Here is a 16,451-nt window from a genome sequence, read left to right on the forward strand (position 1 = left end):
GCGGGTCATGGCATTACGACTGACGTTGAAACCGAACGAGCGGATCGTGGTCAATGGATGCGTTATCCGAAATGCCAACCGCCGCCAGACACTTCAAATCGAGAATACCGCCGACGTGATCCGGGCCGAAGACCTGCTGGATGAAAACTGCGAGCCGACCCCGGTGAAGCAGGCCTATTTCCTGATCCAGACCGCGCTGATCCGCGCCGATACCCGCGACACGCTGGTGCCGGTCATTCAGGAGAAGCTCGCCGATCTCGCCACGATCTTCAGTGCCGCCGTGGTTGGCAGTGTTTTCGAGGCCGCGAACTGGGTGTCTCAGGGCGATTATTACAAAGCGTTGAGCGCGCTGCGCCCGGTCATGCGCCGCGAAGAAGAACTGTTCGCCCGCCTGTCCGCAAACACGAGCGCGACGGCGGCGCTGGAGGGCGAAGAATGCTGACGATTTCGGGCATGAGCAGTCGGCTCGCGCTGAGCCTGATCGATCGGACGCAGGCCAAGCAACTCGATCAACTGGCGCAAGAGCCGCAGCATGCGCGCGCGATCAGCCGTTTCCGCGAGAAGATCGGGGATATCCATACCGCGGCCGACTTGGTGAAGGATTACGACGCCTATAGTTTCGTGATGAAGGCCTTCGATCTGGAAGACCAGATGTTCGGCAAGGCGATGATGCGCGAAATCCTGTCGAGCGATCCCAATGACAAAAGTTCCCTCGTCAACAGGCTCACCGATCCGCGGTTTCGCAAGCTCTACGATGCGCTCGGGTTCACCAATGGCGGCACTGCAAACGCGAATACCTCCTCGGCCTCGTGGCAGGACAAGATCGTCGATCAATATGTCAGCCAGCAGTTCATCAATGGTGAGCGCGACCAGAACGAGACCGTCGGGTCCGTGCTCGAATTCCGGCAGAAGCTCGGCGGCGTCAAAACATGGTATTCGGTCCTGAAAGACAAGAATATGGCGCAGTTCATGCGCACCGCTTTGGGGATCCCGAATGACGTGGTGAAGCTCGATGTCGAGCGGCAGAAACAGATTTTCGAGGACAAGTTCGAACTTGCGAAACTCAAAGACCCGAAAGAGGTCGATGATCTGGTCTCCCGTTTCGTCGCTGTGTCCGATGCGAATAACTTCTCAATCGGAGGGGCGGCGGGGAATGCTGCGGTGACGCTGATGCAAGGCGCGGTGCAGGGGGGCTCGGGCCAATTCGTGCCCGCGACCTTCGATTTGACTGCGATCGCTACCTTCTCGGCTTCGCGCTACCGGTAAGCTGGTCGCCGGTCACGGACGGCTTCAGTCGATAATCACGTCATCATCGTCGAGCGGAATGCGGATTTCGTCCTCGCGCGACAGCTCGAGCGCATAGTCCACAAGCGCGGATTGCGCTTCTTGCACCTCGCGCCCGCGCACCGGGCCCATCGCGGTCATTTCCTCGTTCAGCATGTCGCGCGAGCGGGCGGGCAGGGCGCTCAGGAAGTAGTCGCGTACCTCCTTCTTGGCCCCGCGCAAGGCGAGCGGAAGCGTTTGCCCTTCGACCCCGCGCATGACTTTGACGAGGCTCTGCTGGTCGAGCTTGCACAGATCGTCGAAGGTGAACATCTTCGCCTTGATCGCACCGAACGCCTCGGGAATACGCTTTTCCAGACGCTGGGTGATGTCGTCGAACAGCTTGCTATCGAGTTTGTTGAAGAGATCGGCCATGCGCTGCTGCGGGTCCGGCCCGGTATTGCGCGTCGCCGAGCTCATGAACTCTTTCTGCAACGTTTCTTCGATGTTCTGGAAGACGTAACGGGGAACGGTCTCGATGCCGATCATCCGCTCCAGCACTTCCATCATGCGCTCTTCGCCCAGAAGCGGCAGCACTTTCGAGGCGACCTCGGGTTTCACCTTGCTCAGGATCGCCGCGACCGTCTGGTCGTGCTCTTCCTTGAGATAATTTGCGATGATCTGCTCGTTCAGCGCCGAGAAGTTTTCCCAGATATTGCGTCCCACCAGCGGGCCCTGAATCTCGTTCATGATGTCGGAGACGCGCTCGTCGGGGAGGAACCCCTTGAGCATGCTCTCCGCCATCTCCATCGAGCCCACGAGGCCGCCGCCATCGCCTGCGGTTTCCATGAACTCGCTCATCACCTCTTCGACGATATCGGCGGGGATCGTACCAAGGGACGAGATCGCATGGGTGATCGAATGGATGTCGTAATCGTCGAGCCGCTGCATGAGCCCTGCGCCGTGTTTCTCCCCGAGGCAGAGGAAAAGAATCGCTGCCTTCTCTGGGCCACGCAGTTTCTTGTAATCCCGGGAGGTTCTCATCGTCGGCGCTCGATCTGTTCTGAGGTCACGGCAAGGATAGCAGGCTATCCTTGTATTCTCAATCAAGATCGCGCGCTATTCTTTGTAGTGATGTGTTTTCTAAGGATAGGGCGGCGCAGAGGCTTAGCCACCCCCGCCATAGGCGACGTAAGATTGCATCATGCTCCCTGCGAGCATGTACCAGCCGTCGATCAGCACGAAGAAGATGACCTTGAAAGGCAACGAGATCATCACCGGCGGCAACATCATCATGCCCGCACTCATCAGCACCGATGCGACGATGAGGTCGATCGCGATGAAAGGCAGATAGATCAGGAAGCCGATCGTGAAGGCGCGCCGCAGCTCGGAGATCATGAAGGCGGGGACGAGGGTGCGCCAGTTCGCCTCCTCCGCCGTGGCAGGCGCGGGCGTCTCGGGCGCGGGTTCGGCGTTTTGCCCCGCTTCGTTGTCGCGGACGAGATCGGCGAAGAGCTTCAGATCCTTCGGGCGCGTATTGGCGAACATGAAGGCCTTGAACGGCGCGCCGATCCCGACGAGCGCCTGTTCCTCGGTCACCGTGTTGTTCAGAAGCGGCCGCAGCCCCCCGGTCCAGGCATCGTCGAAGACCGGCTGCATCACGAAGAAGGTCATGAACAGCGCCATCGCGCTCAGCACCATGTTCGGCGGCGTCTGGTTCAGCCCCAGCGCGGAGCGCAGCATCGAGAAGACGATCACGAAGCGGGTGAAGCTGGTCATGACGACAAGGACGCCCGGCGCGATGCTGAGCACGGTCATCAGCGCGATCAGCTGAATGATCCGCCCGCTCAGGCTGGCCGATGCATCGCTGCCTGGCGCGGCATTGTTCAGCCCCTGCGCTAGGTCGCTCAGCAACCCGCCCGCCTCCTGCGCCTCTGCGCCGCTGCTGAACGCAAGCGACGCTACGAGCGTCAGGGCGACAAGTGGCAGGCCGGGTTGCGCCGTCAGAAATCGCTTCGTGAGGTGGATCATCGTTTCGGGACGTAGTCTTTGACGATCTCGGTCAGCGTGACGCCGAGCCGGTTGTCGCCCACTTTCACCAGATCGCCTCGCGCCACCAGCCGGTCGTTGATCACCACGTCGACCGGCTCGCCAATCTTTTTCTCCAGCTCGATGACCGAGCCGCGGCTCAGGTTCAGAAGCTGCGAGATCGGGATACGGCTCTGACCCAGCACGATCTGCACCGAGAGCCCGACATTGAGCATCGCGTTGACGTTCTGCCCGTCGGCATCGCTCTCGGCCTGTTTGCTGGCGAGGGTATGCAGCAGGGTCTCGGCTGCAGCGGCGCGGGCTTCGCCCTGCGTCGGCTGGGTTCCGGTTTCCGGCGTCTCAGGCGGCTGCGTGGATTCGGGCGTATCGTTGTCGGACATTTACACGGCTTTCCTGATTGGTGTGGCTTGGGGAGAGATCGTCTGCCGCAGGGCGATGAGGATACTGCGGCAGACCGTCTCGAAGCTGTAATCCATCACGCCGTCTTCCCAGTCGGCATGGATGTCGCCATCGGCAAGCGCCGGGTCCGCGACGATGTTCAGGGCGGGGCTGTTCGGCCCGGCGCTGGCCTCGATCACCGGCGTCAGCCCCGCGACATTGGCGGGGGAGAGGCGGATCGTGAGGCTTGGTTTGCGCAGCGCGATTTCCATCGCCCGACGGATCTGGGTCTCGACCCGCGCGGTCGAGCAGCTCTCGATGAATTCGGGGAAAACCTTCTCGCAAACGCGCAGCGCGAAGCCGCAAAGGTGTCGCTCCAGTGCCGCTTGATGAGCGAGCTGGTTGCCCAGAAGTGCGGTGATCTCCGGCGAGAGCTTTTCCAGCGCCTCGGTCTGGCGTGCCTCGAGCGAGGTCGTGATCTCGGTGGTAGCCTCGTTGCGGCCTTGCGCACGGCCCGCCTCGAACCCTTGGGCGCGCGCGGCCGCCGCCGCGGCATCGAGATCGGCCTGAGTGAAGACCTTCAGGCGTTCGGCGGCGCGGCGGGCGTCTTCCGCCTGCATCTCTTCATCGAAGTCTCGCTGGAAAACCGTCATGTCATGCCTCGTTGAGTAGCCAGCCGCGCAGGACCTTGAGGGCCTCTTGCGGTTCTTCTTCGGCGATCTTCTGGATTGCCGAGACCTTGCGCTTCAGGATCGCGCCGCTGATCGCGAAGTTGGTGACGAGCTCCTCGTCCCTGGCGGGGTCGTAGCGCTCCGCACGTTGGACGGGCGCTGCGGGCTCGGCGGCCTCCTGCGTTCGGGGCGCGACGGCACTGGCGGGCGCTGCGGGCAGGGTGTTGCTCGCGGGTGCCGCTGCTTCCGCCTCGCCCTCGGGGGCTGCGAGCGCCCCGGCACCGGGCGCCTCGCTCAGCCGCGCGCGTTCGCGGTCGGCCCGGTTCAGCAACGGGCGCAGACCGAAGACAAGCACCGCGACCACGATCAGAAGGGCAAAGACCCAGCGCAGGATCGACACGATATTGTCGGAGAGCCGCTGCATCAGCGTCGGGCCGACCGGGCCGCCGACTTCCATCGAGTAATCGATGAAGCGCAGGCTATCGACCGAGACTGTATCGCCGCGATTCTGGTCGTAGCCGATCGCCGATTTCACCAGTGCGGTGAGACGCGCGATTTCCTCGGGCGAGCGTTGTTCGTATTTCAGCGAGCCGTCGTCCTGCACGTTGTATATGCCGTTGACCAGCACGGCGACCGACACGCGCTTGACTGCACCCGCTTCGGTCGTGGTCTCGCGCCGGGTGTTGCCGATTTCGTATTGCACGGACTCGCCGTTCTTGCTGCGGCTGTCGGTCGTGCTGCTCGCGCCGGGGCCGCCAAGCGCGCCAGGGATGTTGTTCCCGGTGTTCACACCCGCATCGCCATTCTGCACACCCTTTTGCTGCTCGGCGTTGTTCTGGGTGGAGCGCACGACCTGCTGATCGGGGTTGAAGCTTTGCTGCACCACGACTTCACGCTGGTTGGACAGGTCGACATTGACCTGCACGCGGGCATTTCCCGCACCGACACGCGCCGTCAGGATCTGCTCGATCGAGCGCGCCATCCGGTCTTCGGTCGCGGCCTTGTTCGACTGGAGTGTCGCTTGCCCGGCGGCGTCGGAATTCTCCGCGAGGATCGTCTCGCCGCTGGCCGAGAGCACCGTCACCCGGTTGCCGTCGAGATTGGGTACTGCCGCCGCGATCAGGTTGCGAATGGCCAGCGCCTCCTTGCGGCTGATGCCGCGGGTGGAGGCGGCGCGCACGATGACGCTCGCGCTCGGGTCGGGGCTGGTGCGCGAGAAGGCTTCGCGCTCGGGCAGAACCAGATGGACGCGGGCGCTGCGCACCCCGTCGATGGTCTGGATCGAGCGCGCCAGCTCGCCCTCCATCGCGCGCAGACGGTTCACATGCTGCATGAAGGTGTTCATGCCGAAGCCGCTTGCGTTGTCGAACAGCTCCCAACCGGGTTCGCCATCCACTGGCAGGTTCTTTTCGGCCAGCGCCATGCGGGCGCGGGCCATGTCTCCCTCCGGCACCGACACCGCGCTGCCATCTGCAGACAGTTGCGTCTTGAACCCTGCCTGTTCGAGTGCGTCGACGATTCCGGCTGCGCTGGAGGGCGAAAGCTGGCTGTAGAGCAGCTTGTAGTTCGGGGCGGTCACGACGGATAGGCCGAAGACCAGCGCGAACACGCTGACGACGCCGACTGCCCCAAGCATCAGCAGCTTGCGCCGTCCCAAGGATTGAAGATTCCGCAAGAATTGCTGCACGGCGAACACCAGTTATTCTTCATCTACGCAATAGAGGCTATTCTATCTTTGTATTGCAAGTAAAGTCTGGATGTATATACTTCACGACATCCAATGAAGATCGGGTTTTATCTTTAAGTTCGACGAAGAGAGGCGCGGTAGCCGATGACAGATGCGGCGGTTGATGGAGAAGAGCTTGCCGAAGCGCCTGCCGGGCGCTGGCGTGTCTTGCGTGACCACAAGCGTCTCGTGATGGCGGCGGGCGCCCTCGCGGTCGTGGCCATGTTCTGCGGTGGATTCGTCGCTTTCGGTGGCGTCTCTGCCCTCACCGGGGGCAAACCGGCAGAGTCGGCAGGCCATGGCGGTACGGGCGCGGGCGCCGCGGCGGGCGGGGACGCGCTACTGGATTTCGACGACATCGTGGTGAACATCACCGGGACGACCGCGGACGGCGCCTCCGCCGCGCGCTACCTCAAGATTCACCTAGCGCTGGTCTATCCCGAATCGCCGAAAGCCGAAGCCGCGATGGCCGAGAAGAAACCCTTCATCCGCGATACCTTCACCGGGTTCCTCCGGCAGATGACGGTTGAGGATCTGCGCGGCAGTATCGGCCTCATCAAGCTCAAGGCGGAGCTGCTCAAGCGCGCCCGCGCGGTCGTCGGGGACAATACGCCGAGCGAGGTTCTCATCAGCGATCTGGTGGTGCAGTGACGATGGCGGAGCAGGCGGACATGGCGATGGCGGCGACGACGACGGCGGAGGTCGAGGACGAGATCATCCGCATGTCGATGCTCAATTACGAGCGTCTGCCGATGCTGGACGTGATCTTCGAGCGCTTCGTTCTGTCCTTCTCCAGCTCGCTCAAGTCGCTGACGGGTTCGGTGCTGGACGTGACGCTGGGCGACGTCGAATACCTGCCCTTCGCCGACGCGATGAAAAGCCTGCCAAAGCACGGGCTGATCGCGGTCGCGCAGGCCGATCCTTGGGACGACCAGTTCATCCTTTCGCAGGATCCGGTCTTCCTGTTCTCCGCGCTCGAACTGATGCTGGGCGGGCAGCCGACGGGGCGGGCGAAGGATGCCAAAAACGGCTTCACGACGATCGAGCGCAGGATGGGAGAGCAGGTCGCCGAACGCATCCTCGCCGACATGGCGGTGGGCTTCCGTCAGATTTGCGAAGTCTCATTCCAGGTCGACCGGATGGAGAGCAATCCGCAATTCGCGAACATCGCTCAGCCCAACAGTCCCACGGTCCGCGTACCGCTCAAGGTCAGCCTCGAAGGCTACCACGGCGAGGTTCATCTGATCCTGCCTTACTCGACGCTGGAGCCGGTGCGCCCGCTGCTCACCAAGATATTCTTCGGGGATCGGCTCGGCGCGGACAGCTCGTGGCGTACGCAGCTGAAACAGAAGATCGAAGGGTCGTCGGTGGCGCTGACCGCCCAGCTGCACGAGCTTGTGGTACCGATGCGCGAGATTCTGGACTGGAAAGTGGGCGACACGCTCGACCTCGGGATCGACGACACCCAGCCGGTCCTTCTGCTCTGTGCCGGGAGTCCGGTTCTCGAAGGCGAAATGGGCAAGAAGCAGAACGGGTCGATGGCGCTGAAGGTGACCGCGAACCTCATGGGAAAGGACGAGTGGAGCAATGATGTCGATGCTGATTAACGCGATTATTCTCGTGTCTCTTGTGGGGCTGATGGCCTATGGCGTGGTGATCACGCGACGGGTCAAGAAGCTGATGCTCGTGCTCGAGGAAATGGAGCCGCTCGTCGCCGCTTTCTCCGCGGCCGTGGACAAATCGCAGCTCTCCGTCGAGGAGATGAAGGACGCGGTCGCCGAGGCGCAGAAAGCGCCCGCGCCCGAACCGGCGCCCGCGCAAGAGGCTGCGCCCGCCCTGACCTTCAACTCGCGCCGCGCCGCGCCGAAAGCGCCGATGGGGCTGACCCGTGTGACCGGCAAGGCCGAGCTGGTGAAAAGCTTCTTCGAGCAGACCCGCGTGCGCCGGGAGGCGCAGGGGCAATGGTGAAGAGCCGCCCCCTGCAGGTTCTCGTCGGTGTGCTGCTGCTTTCGGGCGGCGCGAAGCTCGCGACCAGCCTTCCCTCGGACATGATCCCGTTCCCGGACTCGCTTTTGCAGGCGGCTCTCGCAAGCGGGGCGGAAAAGCCGACCGCGGCAAAGGCTTCGTCGGCGGACGCTCCCAGCGATGCCAAGAGCAGCTGCGCCCCGACGCCGGAGGAGCTTTTGATGTCCGTGCGGCAGGAGCGCGACCTTCTTGCGGAACAGAAGAAGAAGCTCGACGCCCGCAGCGCCGAGATCGAGCTTGCCAAGCAGGGGCTCGACACCCAGTCGCAGCATCTCACCGAGTTGAAGGACATGGTGACCAAGCTGCTTGACCAGGTCGACAAATCGCATACCGCCGACGTCGATCGCCTCGTGTCGATCTACAAGAACATGAAGCCGGCGGCGGCGGCTTCGATCATGAACGACCTCGATATAGAGGTGACGGTCATGGTGCTGGCCACGATGAATGAGCGCGACGTCGCCCCGATCATGGCCGCGATGACCCCGGTGCGCGCGCGGGCCGTCTCCAAGATCATTCTCGAACGTTCGAAGCTGCCGGGCGACCAGAAGCTGGTCAACGTCAAGCTCAACTGAAACGCGCGGGCGTTCCGGCCCGCGCAGCTACCCGAATTTGCATCCGTTTTGGGGAAAAGGGGCGTTCAGCCCCTATTCTCATTCCTCGTCGACCCGCAGGACCGAGCCTTTCGGCGGCGCGCGCCGGATGTTGCGACGCAGATCCATGACATAGCCAATGATCTCCGCAACCGCCTGCCAATGCTCGACCGGCACGGTGTCATCCACTTCGATCGTCGCGTGCAGCGTACGCGCGAGGGGCTTATTCTCGACGATCGGTACCTCGTTCTCGCGCGCGATCTGCCGGATGCGGGCGGCCACGGCATCGGCCCCCTTGGCGACGCAGACCGGTGCGGCGTCGCTGCCCTGTTCGTATTTCAGCGCCACGGCATAATGCGTCGGGTTCGTCACGATCACGCTGGCGGTCGGCACGGCCTGCGCCATGCGCTGGCGGGCGCGCCTGCGTGCGATCTCCGCACGGCGGCCCTTGATCTGCGGATCGCCCTCGGAGTCCTTCATCTCGTCGCGGATTTCCTTGAGAGACATGCGCAGTTTGCGCCGCCACTCGAACCGTTTCCAGATGATGTCGCCGATGGTGATCGGGACGAGGAACACCATCGCCGCGCTCAGCAGCCATCCGGCCCAATGGGCGGCGTAGCTCGGAATGTTCTCGGGCAGGAAATTCTCGCCCTGCCAGATCCCGGTGACCGCGCGCTTCGCCACCCACAGCGCGAGCACGCCGATGACGAGAACCTTGGTGATGCTCTTGGCGAACTCGACCAGTGCGCCGGGCGAGAACATCTTCTTCAGCCCCCCAAGCGGCGAGAGCTTCGACAGTTTCGGCTTCATCCGCTCCGACGAGACCACGGTTTCGCCCTGGATCAACACGCCGAACAGCGCGGCCAGAAGCATCACGCCGAAGATCGGGGCGGCCCATCCCGCTATCTCGCCGAAGAGCAGGCTGAGGATGTCGCCAATATCGCGCGCGCCTGCCGACCCTTGGCCAATCTTAACCTGGCCCGCCCCGGCGAAGACCTGACCAAGCGAGGTCATCGCCCGGCCCGCCACCAGTGGCAGGATGAACATCACGATCGTCAGCAGCGAGAAGACCGACATCATGTTGCCGGTCTCGCGCGAGGAGGGCACGTCGCCTTTCTCGCGCGCCGATTTCAGCCGCTTGTCTGTCGGCTCTTCGGTCTTGGAGGATTTATCCTGTTCGTCGCCTTCGGCCACGGCGCGCTCCTTAGGGTATGACGAAAGTGCCGAGCCAGTCGGTGAACCGGCCGAGGAAGACATGCAGCATGCTGGGCGACGCCGCCGCAAGGATCAGCAGGCCCGACGCGATCAGCGCGGGTGCTGCGACGAAGAAGACAGGCAGCGCGGGCATCATCCGGTTTGCAAGCCCCATCCCGAGATTGAAGATCAGCCCCATGACGAAGAACGGCGCCGCGATAGCCGCCCCGATATAGAGGCTGGCCGACGCGGCCTTCACGATCTGCTTCGCCATGTCGCCCAGCAGCAGGGTGCCCGGCGGAAAGACGTCGTAGGAATAGAGCAACGCGCGGATGATGACGTGATGCGTGTTCGTGACGAAAATCAGCGCGACGCCCGAGATCAGCAGGAAGCTCGCGATCATCGTGGAGCCCTCGAACGACCCGAGGCTCGGCGCGAAAGCATTGGCGAGACCCGAGACCTGCCCGGCCTGATGCCCCGCAAATTGCAGCGCGCTGAACAGCACCCGTGCAGTCAGCCCGATCCAGAGGCCCGTCGTCACCTCAAACCCGAGATAGATCGCGAAAGTAACGAGATTTTCGGGCTGCATCGGCAATACTGGCGTCGCGGGATAAAGCGCGAGGCTGAACACCACTGCCATCGCCAGACGGCTTCGGGTCGGCACCTGCATCTCGCCGAAGCCCGGCATGAACATCATAGCGCTGCCCAGCCGGGCGAAGACTATGAGATTGCCGAATAGCTGCGCGTCGAGAAATGTGCTCAGCCCGCTCACCCCTCAGGCCCCGATCGTCCCGACCGTCTTCATCGCGGCCTTTCGGTGCACCTCGTTATGCGAGATCACCTGAGTCATCGGGCTGACCCGTTCGAGCATCGAGCGGACATAGCCGCGCACTTCCGGCGCAACCATCAGCGCGGGCCATTCGTCGCGTGCGGCGTGGCGCTGGATTTCCTGACGCGCCTCCAGCACGAATTCCTGCACGCGCTGCGGCGACATCAGGAAGGTCCGCTCCTTGCCGTTGATCTTCACCGCTTCGCCGAATTCATGCTCCCACGCACCCGACATTGTCAGCACCGGCACGAAGCCCGAAGCATCCGCCAGCGCGCGGCAGATCTGGTTCGCAAGGCGGGCGCGGACCCGCTCGGTGATCACGGCAGGGTTGGTGCTCGACGGCGCGGCCTCGGCCACCGCCTCGATGATGAGCGGCAGGTTGCGGATCGAGATACGCTCGGCCAGCAGCGATTGCAGCACCTGCTGCAGCAGGATTTCCGGGGCGGGGTTGGAGATGTCGCTCGCGAGTTTCTGGTAGTCCCGGTCCAGCTCGGCCAGAAGCTTCTTCACCGCGCCATAGGTGAGCAGTTCGGACATATGCTCCTTGATGATCTCGGTGAGGTGGGTGGTAATCACGCTCTCGGGGTCCACGACCGTATGGCCCTGCTGTTCGGCCTCGGACGCGCGCGCCGGGTCGATCCAGACCGCGCTCAGCCCGAAGGTGGGCTCCTTGATCCGCTCGCCGGGCAACTTCACCTGATCGCCGGACGGGTCGATCACCATCACGAGGTTGGGGCGCAGCTCGCCTTTCGCCGCCTCGACGCCCTGCACGAGGATCGAATAGCTGTTCGTCGGCAGCATCGGGTCGTCCTTGATGCGGACCGAGGGTAGGACGAAGCCGTAATCCTTCATGAAGAGATTACGCAGGCTTTTGACCTTGCCGGGCAGGGCGGCATCCATGCTCGAGATCAGCGGCACCAGCCCCGCACCGAGGCTGAGGCGCAGCTCGTCGAGCTTGAGTTGCTGCTGCGTCGTCTCGGCCGAGGTCTCTTCCATCTGGGCCGCGCGGGCTTCTGCTGCCGCCGCGTCGCTGGCGCGCAGCGCGGCCTGCTCCTGCATCACATAGCCCAGCCCCGCGAGCAGCCCGGCCAGCGCGAAGAACACCACGATCGGGAAGCCGGGCAGCAGGCCGATCCCGCCAAGAAGCACCGCCGCCATGTAGAGCGCCTTCGGGAAGTTCGACAGCTGCCCGAGAACCGCCTCGTTCGCCGCGCCCTCGGTGCCGCCTTTCGTGACGATCAGGCCCGCTGCCAGCGACACCACCAGCGCCGGAATCTGCGTCACCAACCCGTCGCCAATCGTCAGAACGGTGTAGTTGCCCGCCGCCTGAGAGACGCTCAGCCCGTGCTGGACGACGCCGATCAGAATCCCGCCGACGACATTGATCAGCGTGATGATGATCCCGGCCACCGCGTCGCCGCGCACGAATTTCGACGCACCGTCCATCGCGCCGAAGAAGCCACTCTCGTCCTCCAGCTCCTTGCGGCGGCGCTTGGCCTCCACCTCGTCGATCAGTCCTGCGCCGAGATCGGCGTCGATCGCCATCTGCTTGCCGGGCATAGCATCGAGCGAGAAGCGCGCGGAAACCTCGGCGATCCGGGTCGAGCCCTTGGTGATGACCACGAAGTTGATAACCACGAGAATCGCGAAGATCACGATCCCGATCACGAAATCGCCGCCCACGATGAAGCGCGAGAACCCCTCGATGACGCCGCCCGCCGCGCCGGGGCCGGTATGGCCCTGGCTGAGAATGAGCCGCGTCGAGGAGATGTTGAGCGACAGCCGCAGCATCGTCACCACGAGCAGCAGCGTCGGGAAGGAGTTGAACTCCAGCGGCTTCGGGATCCACAGCGCCACCATCAGGATCAGCACCGAGACCGACAGCGAGATCGCGAGGCCGAAATCCAGGATGATCGGTGGCAGCGGGACGAACAGCATCCCGAGGATCAGCGTCACGCCGATCGCGAAGCCGATATCGCGGTTCTTGATGCCGAGCCCCACGAGGTTCTGGCCGAGACTGGTTTGTTTTTGGCTCATTGCGCGCTCAATTCGTTCGCGTGAAATTGGGAAGCACAGGTTGCAGGTCGTTCGTCGAATAGATCGAAAGCCGCATGTCCTGATCCGCCGTCAGATCGGCCGACCAGAAGACGGGCAGTTTGCGGCGCGTGGGGCGTGGCGAGGCGGTCATGGTGGGCGCGTCCACGGAGGCGGCGCCTGCGAGTCGGACGAAATAGTCGCCCCTTTTCTGCGCCACCGCGAGATTGCGCCTGAGCGCGGTCAGATAGGTCTGGCGCGCCTCCGGGGTGAAGGAGTGATACGAGCCTGCGGCGAGCCACCAATCCCCCGTCCGCCGATGCAGATCGACCAGAAACCGCGCCGCGTAATCCACATTCGCCGCCGGATCGAAGGACTGGGCCAGCGAGTCAAACGCGTCCGGATGCCATTTGCGGTTCACCTGCATGCAGCCCGTATCGATCGAGGTGACGCCCGCTGCTTGCTTCTGGTGGACCCAAGCCATCGCCGCTTCGCGGCTGTCGAACACGCGCCCTTCGCCCGCGGCATTCACGCTCCACGGCCAGACGGTCAAGCGACCTTCATTGCGAAACCCCGCCTCCTGCAGCCCGATCGCGAGAAGCAGGTTGTCGGGGATGCCGTAGCGGTCCTGCGCCGCGAAAATCTGGCGCAGGCATTGCTGGTCATTGCCGAACTTGGAGGGGACGACTGTGGTTGCCTCGGGCACGGGGCGGCTGGAGGTGTAGAACCCCGCCCAGCCCTCGGCCCGCGCGGGGCCTGTCGCGGCGAAGCTCGCGATTGCAAGCGCCGCCAAGGCGCGAAACCACCCCGCCCGCGCCATCAGGTGGGCCCGTTCATGATGAGATCGAAGACGGTATCCGACAGGTGCGAGAGCGTCGCGTAGATGAAGGGCAGGGCGAGCACGAGGCCCACGAAGATCGCGACGATCTTCGGCACGAAGGTCAGCGTCATCTCCTGCACCTGCGTCAGTGCCTGGAAGATCGCGATGCCAAGGCCGACAAGCAGCGCGAGCGCGAGGATCGGGCCGGCCCCGAGCAGGATCGTCCAGATCGTGTCCGACATGATCGCATAGACATCGGCTTCTTCCATGACGCCCCCGCCTGCCTCAGATCGGCATCCGCATGATTTCCTGGTAGGCCTCGACCAGCTTGTCGCGCATCGCCACGGTGACCTTCACGGTGGATTCCAGCGCCATCGTCGCTTCGACGACCTGCTGCGTGCTGGCCTGTCCCGTCAGACCCGCCTGCGCGGTGGTATCGGCCGCACGCATGGTCTGGACCGCGTCTTCGGCGGCGCTCTTGAGCATGTCGCCGAAGCTTTGTCCCGCGGATTTGGCCTCCTGCGCGGAGGCAGGACCGCCACTCAGGTTGCGCGAGGCGCCATAAGCGCCCCGGATCGCTGCGTTGGAGAGGACTGGATCGCTCATGCGTCACCTATTTCAGAAGGTCGATCATCTCGCGGCGCATCTGGCGACCGGTCTCGAGCATGTTCAGGTTGGCCTCGTAGCTGCGCGCCGCTTCGCGCATGTTGCTCATCTCGATGATCGGGTTGACGTTCGGCAGTTTTACGAAACCCTCGGCATTCGCCGCCGGATGAGCCGGGTCGTATTTCAACACGAAATCAGAGGTGTCGCGACCGACTTCGGTGACATCGACCATCGAGGCGCCTGTCGCGTCATCGACCATTTCGCCGAAGGAGATGGTCTTGCGGCGGTAGGGATCCGCGCCCGGCGTCGAGCCAGTCGAATCCGCGTTGGCCACGTTTTCCGAGACGACCTTCAGTCGCTCGCCCTGCGCGCGCAGCCCGCTTGCCGCGATCGCACCGATTGATTTCAGAGGGTCCATGCTCATAGTCTGCTCCGCGCGTTACTCTTTGCCGCTGGCGGCGTTGATAAGCTGGTAGGCCTTTCGATAGAGGTTCGCCGCCAACCGATATTGGTCCGCATTCTCGCTCGCGATCACGGATTGCTGCTCCAGCGCCACGTCGTTGCCGTCGAGACTGCTGTCCCATGCGCCGCTGGCATTCACCGTCTCGACGGTGGTTTCGTGCGACAGGCCGCCGGTTGCGCGCGCCGCGTCGCTCTTCTCGAGGAAGCTCTGGAAGTCGGTGACGTCCCGCGCGCGGTAATTCGGCGTGTCGGCATTGGCGATGTTCTCGGCCAGCACCTTCTGGCGGGCCGCAAGCCACTGCATCCGATCCGAGGCGAGGTTAAAAAAGGATATCGTATCAAGTTTCACGTTGGATCGCTCCGTTTTCATGGATAGTATACTGGTGTGAGAATGGATTGGTAGGGTTTATCCTTGTGAATACGATTTTTTCTTCCTTGAATTATGCGGTTGACGAGGCCGATGAGGCAAGAATTGTCGGTCATGTCCATTCGGTCACGGGCCTGTCGCTGACTGTCGTCGGGCTCGAACGCGCGATGGGAATCGGCCAGCGCTGCATCGTGCACGGGCGGCGCGGTCCGGTTCTCGCCGAGGCGGTCGGTTTGAACGAGGCTGGAACCCGCGTTCTGCCGTTCGGCAGCTGGGATGGCGTCTCGGTGGGGGATCGGGTCGAACTCGACCAGCACGGCGATCTGATCCACCCCGATGAAAGCTGGATCGGTCAGGTCGTGGATGCGCTGGGCCGGCCCGTGCGCAGCGGCACTGGCTGGACCCCGGGGGAGATGGCGCGCGACCTCAAGGCCGCCCCGCCGCGCGCCTTCGACCGAAAGCGGGTCGGCGCGAAGCTCGAGACGCAAATCAAAGTATTCGACATCTTTACCCCGATCTGCCGTGGCCAGCGCATGGGTGTCTTCGCGGGCTCCGGCGTCGGGAAATCGACATTGATGGCGATGCTCGCGCGCAATACCGATACGGATGTGATCGTGATCGGGCTGGTGGGCGAGCGTGGCCGGGAGGTGCAGGACTTCATCCAGAACGACCTCGGCCCAGAGGGGATGGCGCGCGCGGTGGTCGTGGTGGCGACGGGTGATGAGCCACCTCTGCTGCGTCGTCAGGCGGCCTGGACCGCGACGGCGGTGGCCGAGCATTTCCGCGATCAGGGCAAGCAGGTGCTGCTGCTGATCGATTCCGTTACCCGCTTCGCGATGGCGCAGCGGGAGATCGGCCTCTCCGGGGGCGAGCCGCCGACGACCCGGGGCTACCCGCCCACCGTCTTCGCGGAACTGCCGCATCTGCTGGAACGGGCGGGACCCGGCGTCGAAGGGACGGGCGATATCACCGGGCTCTACACGGTGCTGGTGGACGGCGACGACATGAACGAGCCCATTGCCGATACCGTGCGCGGGATCGTGGACGGGCATATCGTGCTCGACCGTCACATTGCCGAGCAGGACCGCTACCCGGCGGTGAACGTGCAGAAAAGCATCTCGCGGATGCTCCCCGACTGCCATACCGATGCCGAGTATCGCATCATGCAGGCGGCCCGGCGCGCGCTGGGAAAATATGCGGATATGGAGGATCTGATCCGGGTGGGCGCCTATCGCCCCGGCGCCGATCCCGACACAGATGCGGCGATCCGCTTCCACCAAAGCGCGACGGTTTTCCTGTCGCAGCGGAAATCGGAGCAGCTTGGATCGATGCGGGCCTTCGCGGAAACCTACAGGCTGCTACTGGAAGCGGGTTTCGACGTGCCGCTTCCCGAAGAGGTAGATGGCGAGGGCGCGTAAGCCCGCAGTCCTGAGCGCC

The 16,451-nt window shown here is 63.6% G+C and carries 20 protein-coding genes; 7 read left to right on the forward strand and 13 right to left on the reverse strand.

Going from position 1 to position 16,451, the window contains the following annotated elements:
* Positions 1-7 precede the first annotated feature (7 nt).
* Both B6V74_RS12125 and B6V74_RS12130 read left to right on the forward strand, forming a co-directional pair.
* Positions 8-442, forward strand: a complete 435-nt coding sequence (locus B6V74_RS12125) for a flagellar biosynthesis repressor FlbT (protein ID WP_075775848.1) — start codon at positions 8-10, stop codon at positions 440-442.
* Positions 436-1,266 carry a DUF1217 domain-containing protein gene (locus B6V74_RS12130; protein ID WP_088722924.1) on the forward strand — a complete coding sequence of 277 codons (831 nt, stop codon included), beginning with the start codon at positions 436-438 and terminating at the stop codon, positions 1,264-1,266. The genes B6V74_RS12125 and B6V74_RS12130 overlap by 7 nt, the downstream gene beginning before the upstream one ends.
* Positions 1,267-1,290: 24 nt before the next feature.
* On the opposite strand, the gene B6V74_RS12135 is transcribed toward B6V74_RS12130, so the two are convergent.
* The 5 genes from B6V74_RS12135 to fliF all read right to left on the reverse strand — a co-directional run bounded on the left by B6V74_RS12135 (position 1,291) and on the right by fliF (position 6,018).
* Positions 1,291-2,307 (reverse strand): flagellar motor switch protein FliG, encoded by a 1,017-nt coding sequence (locus B6V74_RS12135; protein WP_075775850.1) that lies wholly within the window; start codon positions 2,305-2,307, stop codon positions 1,291-1,293.
* Between the two features lie 123 nt (positions 2,308-2,430).
* The gene (gene fliP / locus B6V74_RS12140) at positions 2,431-3,294 is read right to left on the reverse strand and encodes a flagellar type III secretion system pore protein FliP (RefSeq protein ID WP_088722925.1); all 864 of its coding nucleotides are present in this window, start codon (positions 3,292-3,294) and stop codon (positions 2,431-2,433) included.
* Positions 3,291-3,692 carry a FliM/FliN family flagellar motor switch protein gene (locus B6V74_RS12145; RefSeq protein WP_075775852.1) on the reverse strand — a complete coding sequence of 134 codons (402 nt, stop codon included), beginning with the start codon at positions 3,690-3,692 and terminating at the stop codon, positions 3,291-3,293. The genes fliP and B6V74_RS12145 overlap by 4 nt, the downstream gene beginning before the upstream one ends.
* A complete protein-coding gene (locus B6V74_RS12150; protein WP_088722926.1) occupies positions 3,693-4,343 on the reverse strand; it encodes a FliH/SctL family protein in 651 nt (216 codons plus the stop codon). It abuts the gene before it with no gap.
* Between the two features lies 1 nt (position 4,344).
* On the reverse strand, positions 4,345-6,018 hold the full coding sequence (fliF, locus tag B6V74_RS12155) for a flagellar basal-body MS-ring/collar protein FliF (RefSeq protein ID WP_346425921.1): 1,674 nt from the start codon (positions 6,016-6,018) through the stop codon (positions 4,345-4,347).
* Positions 6,019-6,192: 174 nt separating this feature from the next.
* Between fliF and B6V74_RS12160 the strand changes: the two genes are divergently transcribed.
* The 4 genes from B6V74_RS12160 to B6V74_RS12175 are packed head-to-tail and all read left to right on the forward strand — an operon-like array spanning position 6,193 to position 8,684.
* On the forward strand, positions 6,193-6,738 hold the full coding sequence (locus B6V74_RS12160) for a flagellar basal body-associated FliL family protein (RefSeq protein ID WP_088722927.1): 546 nt from the start codon (positions 6,193-6,195) through the stop codon (positions 6,736-6,738).
* A gap of 2 nt (positions 6,739-6,740) precedes the next feature.
* Positions 6,741-7,694, forward strand: a complete 954-nt coding sequence (locus B6V74_RS12165; RefSeq protein ID WP_075775855.1) for a FliM/FliN family flagellar motor switch protein — start codon at positions 6,741-6,743, stop codon at positions 7,692-7,694.
* A complete protein-coding gene (locus B6V74_RS12170) occupies positions 7,678-8,055 on the forward strand; it encodes a hypothetical protein (RefSeq protein WP_077701087.1) in 378 nt (125 codons plus the stop codon). Before B6V74_RS12165 ends, B6V74_RS12170 begins: the two co-directional genes overlap by 17 nt.
* Positions 8,049-8,684, forward strand: a complete 636-nt coding sequence (locus B6V74_RS12175; RefSeq protein ID WP_088722928.1) for a hypothetical protein — start codon at positions 8,049-8,051, stop codon at positions 8,682-8,684. The genes B6V74_RS12170 and B6V74_RS12175 overlap by 7 nt, the downstream gene beginning before the upstream one ends.
* A gap of 78 nt (positions 8,685-8,762) precedes the next feature.
* Here B6V74_RS12175 and flhB read toward each other — a convergent pair whose 3' ends face one another.
* The 8 genes from flhB to B6V74_RS12215 are packed head-to-tail and all read right to left on the reverse strand — an operon-like array spanning position 8,763 to position 14,996.
* Entirely contained in the window at positions 8,763-9,896 is a 1,134-nt protein-coding gene (gene flhB, locus B6V74_RS12180; RefSeq protein WP_240497098.1) for a flagellar biosynthesis protein FlhB, read from the reverse strand.
* Positions 9,897-9,906: 10 nt separating this feature from the next.
* Positions 9,907-10,668, reverse strand: coding sequence for a flagellar biosynthetic protein FliR (locus B6V74_RS12185; RefSeq protein WP_240497099.1), 762 nt, complete (start codon positions 10,666-10,668; stop codon positions 9,907-9,909).
* 3 nt (positions 10,669-10,671) lie between these two features.
* Positions 10,672-12,762 carry a flagellar biosynthesis protein FlhA gene (gene flhA, locus B6V74_RS12190; RefSeq protein ID WP_088722930.1) on the reverse strand — a complete coding sequence of 697 codons (2,091 nt, stop codon included), beginning with the start codon at positions 12,760-12,762 and terminating at the stop codon, positions 10,672-10,674.
* Between the two features lie 7 nt (positions 12,763-12,769).
* Positions 12,770-13,552: a lytic transglycosylase domain-containing protein gene (locus B6V74_RS12195; RefSeq protein WP_240496987.1), complete on the reverse strand. Its 783-nt coding sequence runs from the start codon at positions 13,550-13,552 to the stop codon at positions 12,770-12,772.
* Positions 13,553-13,578: 26 nt separating this feature from the next.
* On the reverse strand, positions 13,579-13,848 hold the full coding sequence (gene fliQ, locus B6V74_RS12200; protein ID WP_075775861.1) for a flagellar biosynthesis protein FliQ: 270 nt from the start codon (positions 13,846-13,848) through the stop codon (positions 13,579-13,581).
* A gap of 16 nt (positions 13,849-13,864) precedes the next feature.
* Positions 13,865-14,185 carry a flagellar hook-basal body complex protein FliE gene (locus tag B6V74_RS12205; protein ID WP_088720395.1) on the reverse strand — a complete coding sequence of 107 codons (321 nt, stop codon included), beginning with the start codon at positions 14,183-14,185 and terminating at the stop codon, positions 13,865-13,867.
* A gap of 7 nt (positions 14,186-14,192) precedes the next feature.
* Positions 14,193-14,603: a flagellar basal body rod protein FlgC gene (flgC, locus tag B6V74_RS12210; RefSeq protein WP_075775863.1), complete on the reverse strand. Its 411-nt coding sequence runs from the start codon at positions 14,601-14,603 to the stop codon at positions 14,193-14,195.
* 21 nt (positions 14,604-14,624) lie between these two features.
* On the reverse strand, positions 14,625-14,996 hold the full coding sequence (locus tag B6V74_RS12215; RefSeq protein ID WP_077701089.1) for a flagellar basal body protein: 372 nt from the start codon (positions 14,994-14,996) through the stop codon (positions 14,625-14,627).
* Between the two features lie 86 nt (positions 14,997-15,082).
* On the opposite strand from B6V74_RS12215, the gene B6V74_RS12220 reads away from it, so the two are divergent.
* Complete coding sequence (locus tag B6V74_RS12220) at positions 15,083-16,432, forward strand: FliI/YscN family ATPase (protein WP_199224671.1); 1,350 nt, start codon at positions 15,083-15,085, stop codon at positions 16,430-16,432.
* The last annotated feature ends 19 nt before the right edge of the window (positions 16,433-16,451 follow it).

Source organism: Thioclava sp. F42-5 (genome assembly GCF_002213195.1).
GTDB classification, from domain to species: Bacteria; Pseudomonadota; Alphaproteobacteria; order Rhodobacterales; family Rhodobacteraceae; genus Thioclava; species Thioclava nitratireducens.

What these genes read in the sequence shown, in the direction of transcription:
- B6V74_RS12205 (WP_088720395.1), bottom strand. Translation starts at nt 14,185, where the DNA reads ATGAGCGATCCAGTCCTCTCCAACGCAGCGATCCGGGGCGCTTATGGC.
- B6V74_RS12165 (WP_075775855.1), top strand. Translation starts at nt 6,741, where the DNA reads ATGGCGGAGCAGGCGGACATGGCGATGGCGGCGACGACGACGGCGGAG.
- flgC (WP_075775863.1), bottom strand. Translation starts at nt 14,603, where the DNA reads ATGGACCCTCTGAAATCAATCGGTGCGATCGCGGCAAGCGGGCTGCGC.
- B6V74_RS12130 (WP_088722924.1), top strand. Translation starts at nt 436, where the DNA reads ATGCTGACGATTTCGGGCATGAGCAGTCGGCTCGCGCTGAGCCTGATC.
- B6V74_RS12145 (WP_075775852.1), bottom strand. Translation starts at nt 3,692, where the DNA reads ATGTCCGACAACGATACGCCCGAATCCACGCAGCCGCCTGAGACGCCG.
- B6V74_RS12135 (WP_075775850.1), bottom strand. Translation starts at nt 2,307, where the DNA reads ATGAGAACCTCCCGGGATTACAAGAAACTGCGTGGCCCAGAGAAGGCA.
- flhA (WP_088722930.1), bottom strand. Translation starts at nt 12,762, where the DNA reads ATGAGCCAAAAACAAACCAGTCTCGGCCAGAACCTCGTGGGGCTCGGC.
- B6V74_RS12170 (WP_077701087.1), top strand. Translation starts at nt 7,678, where the DNA reads ATGTCGATGCTGATTAACGCGATTATTCTCGTGTCTCTTGTGGGGCTG.
- B6V74_RS12175 (WP_088722928.1), top strand. Translation starts at nt 8,049, where the DNA reads ATGGTGAAGAGCCGCCCCCTGCAGGTTCTCGTCGGTGTGCTGCTGCTT.
- B6V74_RS12125 (WP_075775848.1), top strand. Translation starts at nt 8, where the DNA reads ATGGCATTACGACTGACGTTGAAACCGAACGAGCGGATCGTGGTCAAT.
- B6V74_RS12160 (WP_088722927.1), top strand. Translation starts at nt 6,193, where the DNA reads ATGACAGATGCGGCGGTTGATGGAGAAGAGCTTGCCGAAGCGCCTGCC.
- fliP (WP_088722925.1), bottom strand. Translation starts at nt 3,294, where the DNA reads ATGATCCACCTCACGAAGCGATTTCTGACGGCGCAACCCGGCCTGCCA.
- B6V74_RS12150 (WP_088722926.1), bottom strand. Translation starts at nt 4,343, where the DNA reads ATGACGGTTTTCCAGCGAGACTTCGATGAAGAGATGCAGGCGGAAGAC.
- fliQ (WP_075775861.1), bottom strand. Translation starts at nt 13,848, where the DNA reads ATGGAAGAAGCCGATGTCTATGCGATCATGTCGGACACGATCTGGACG.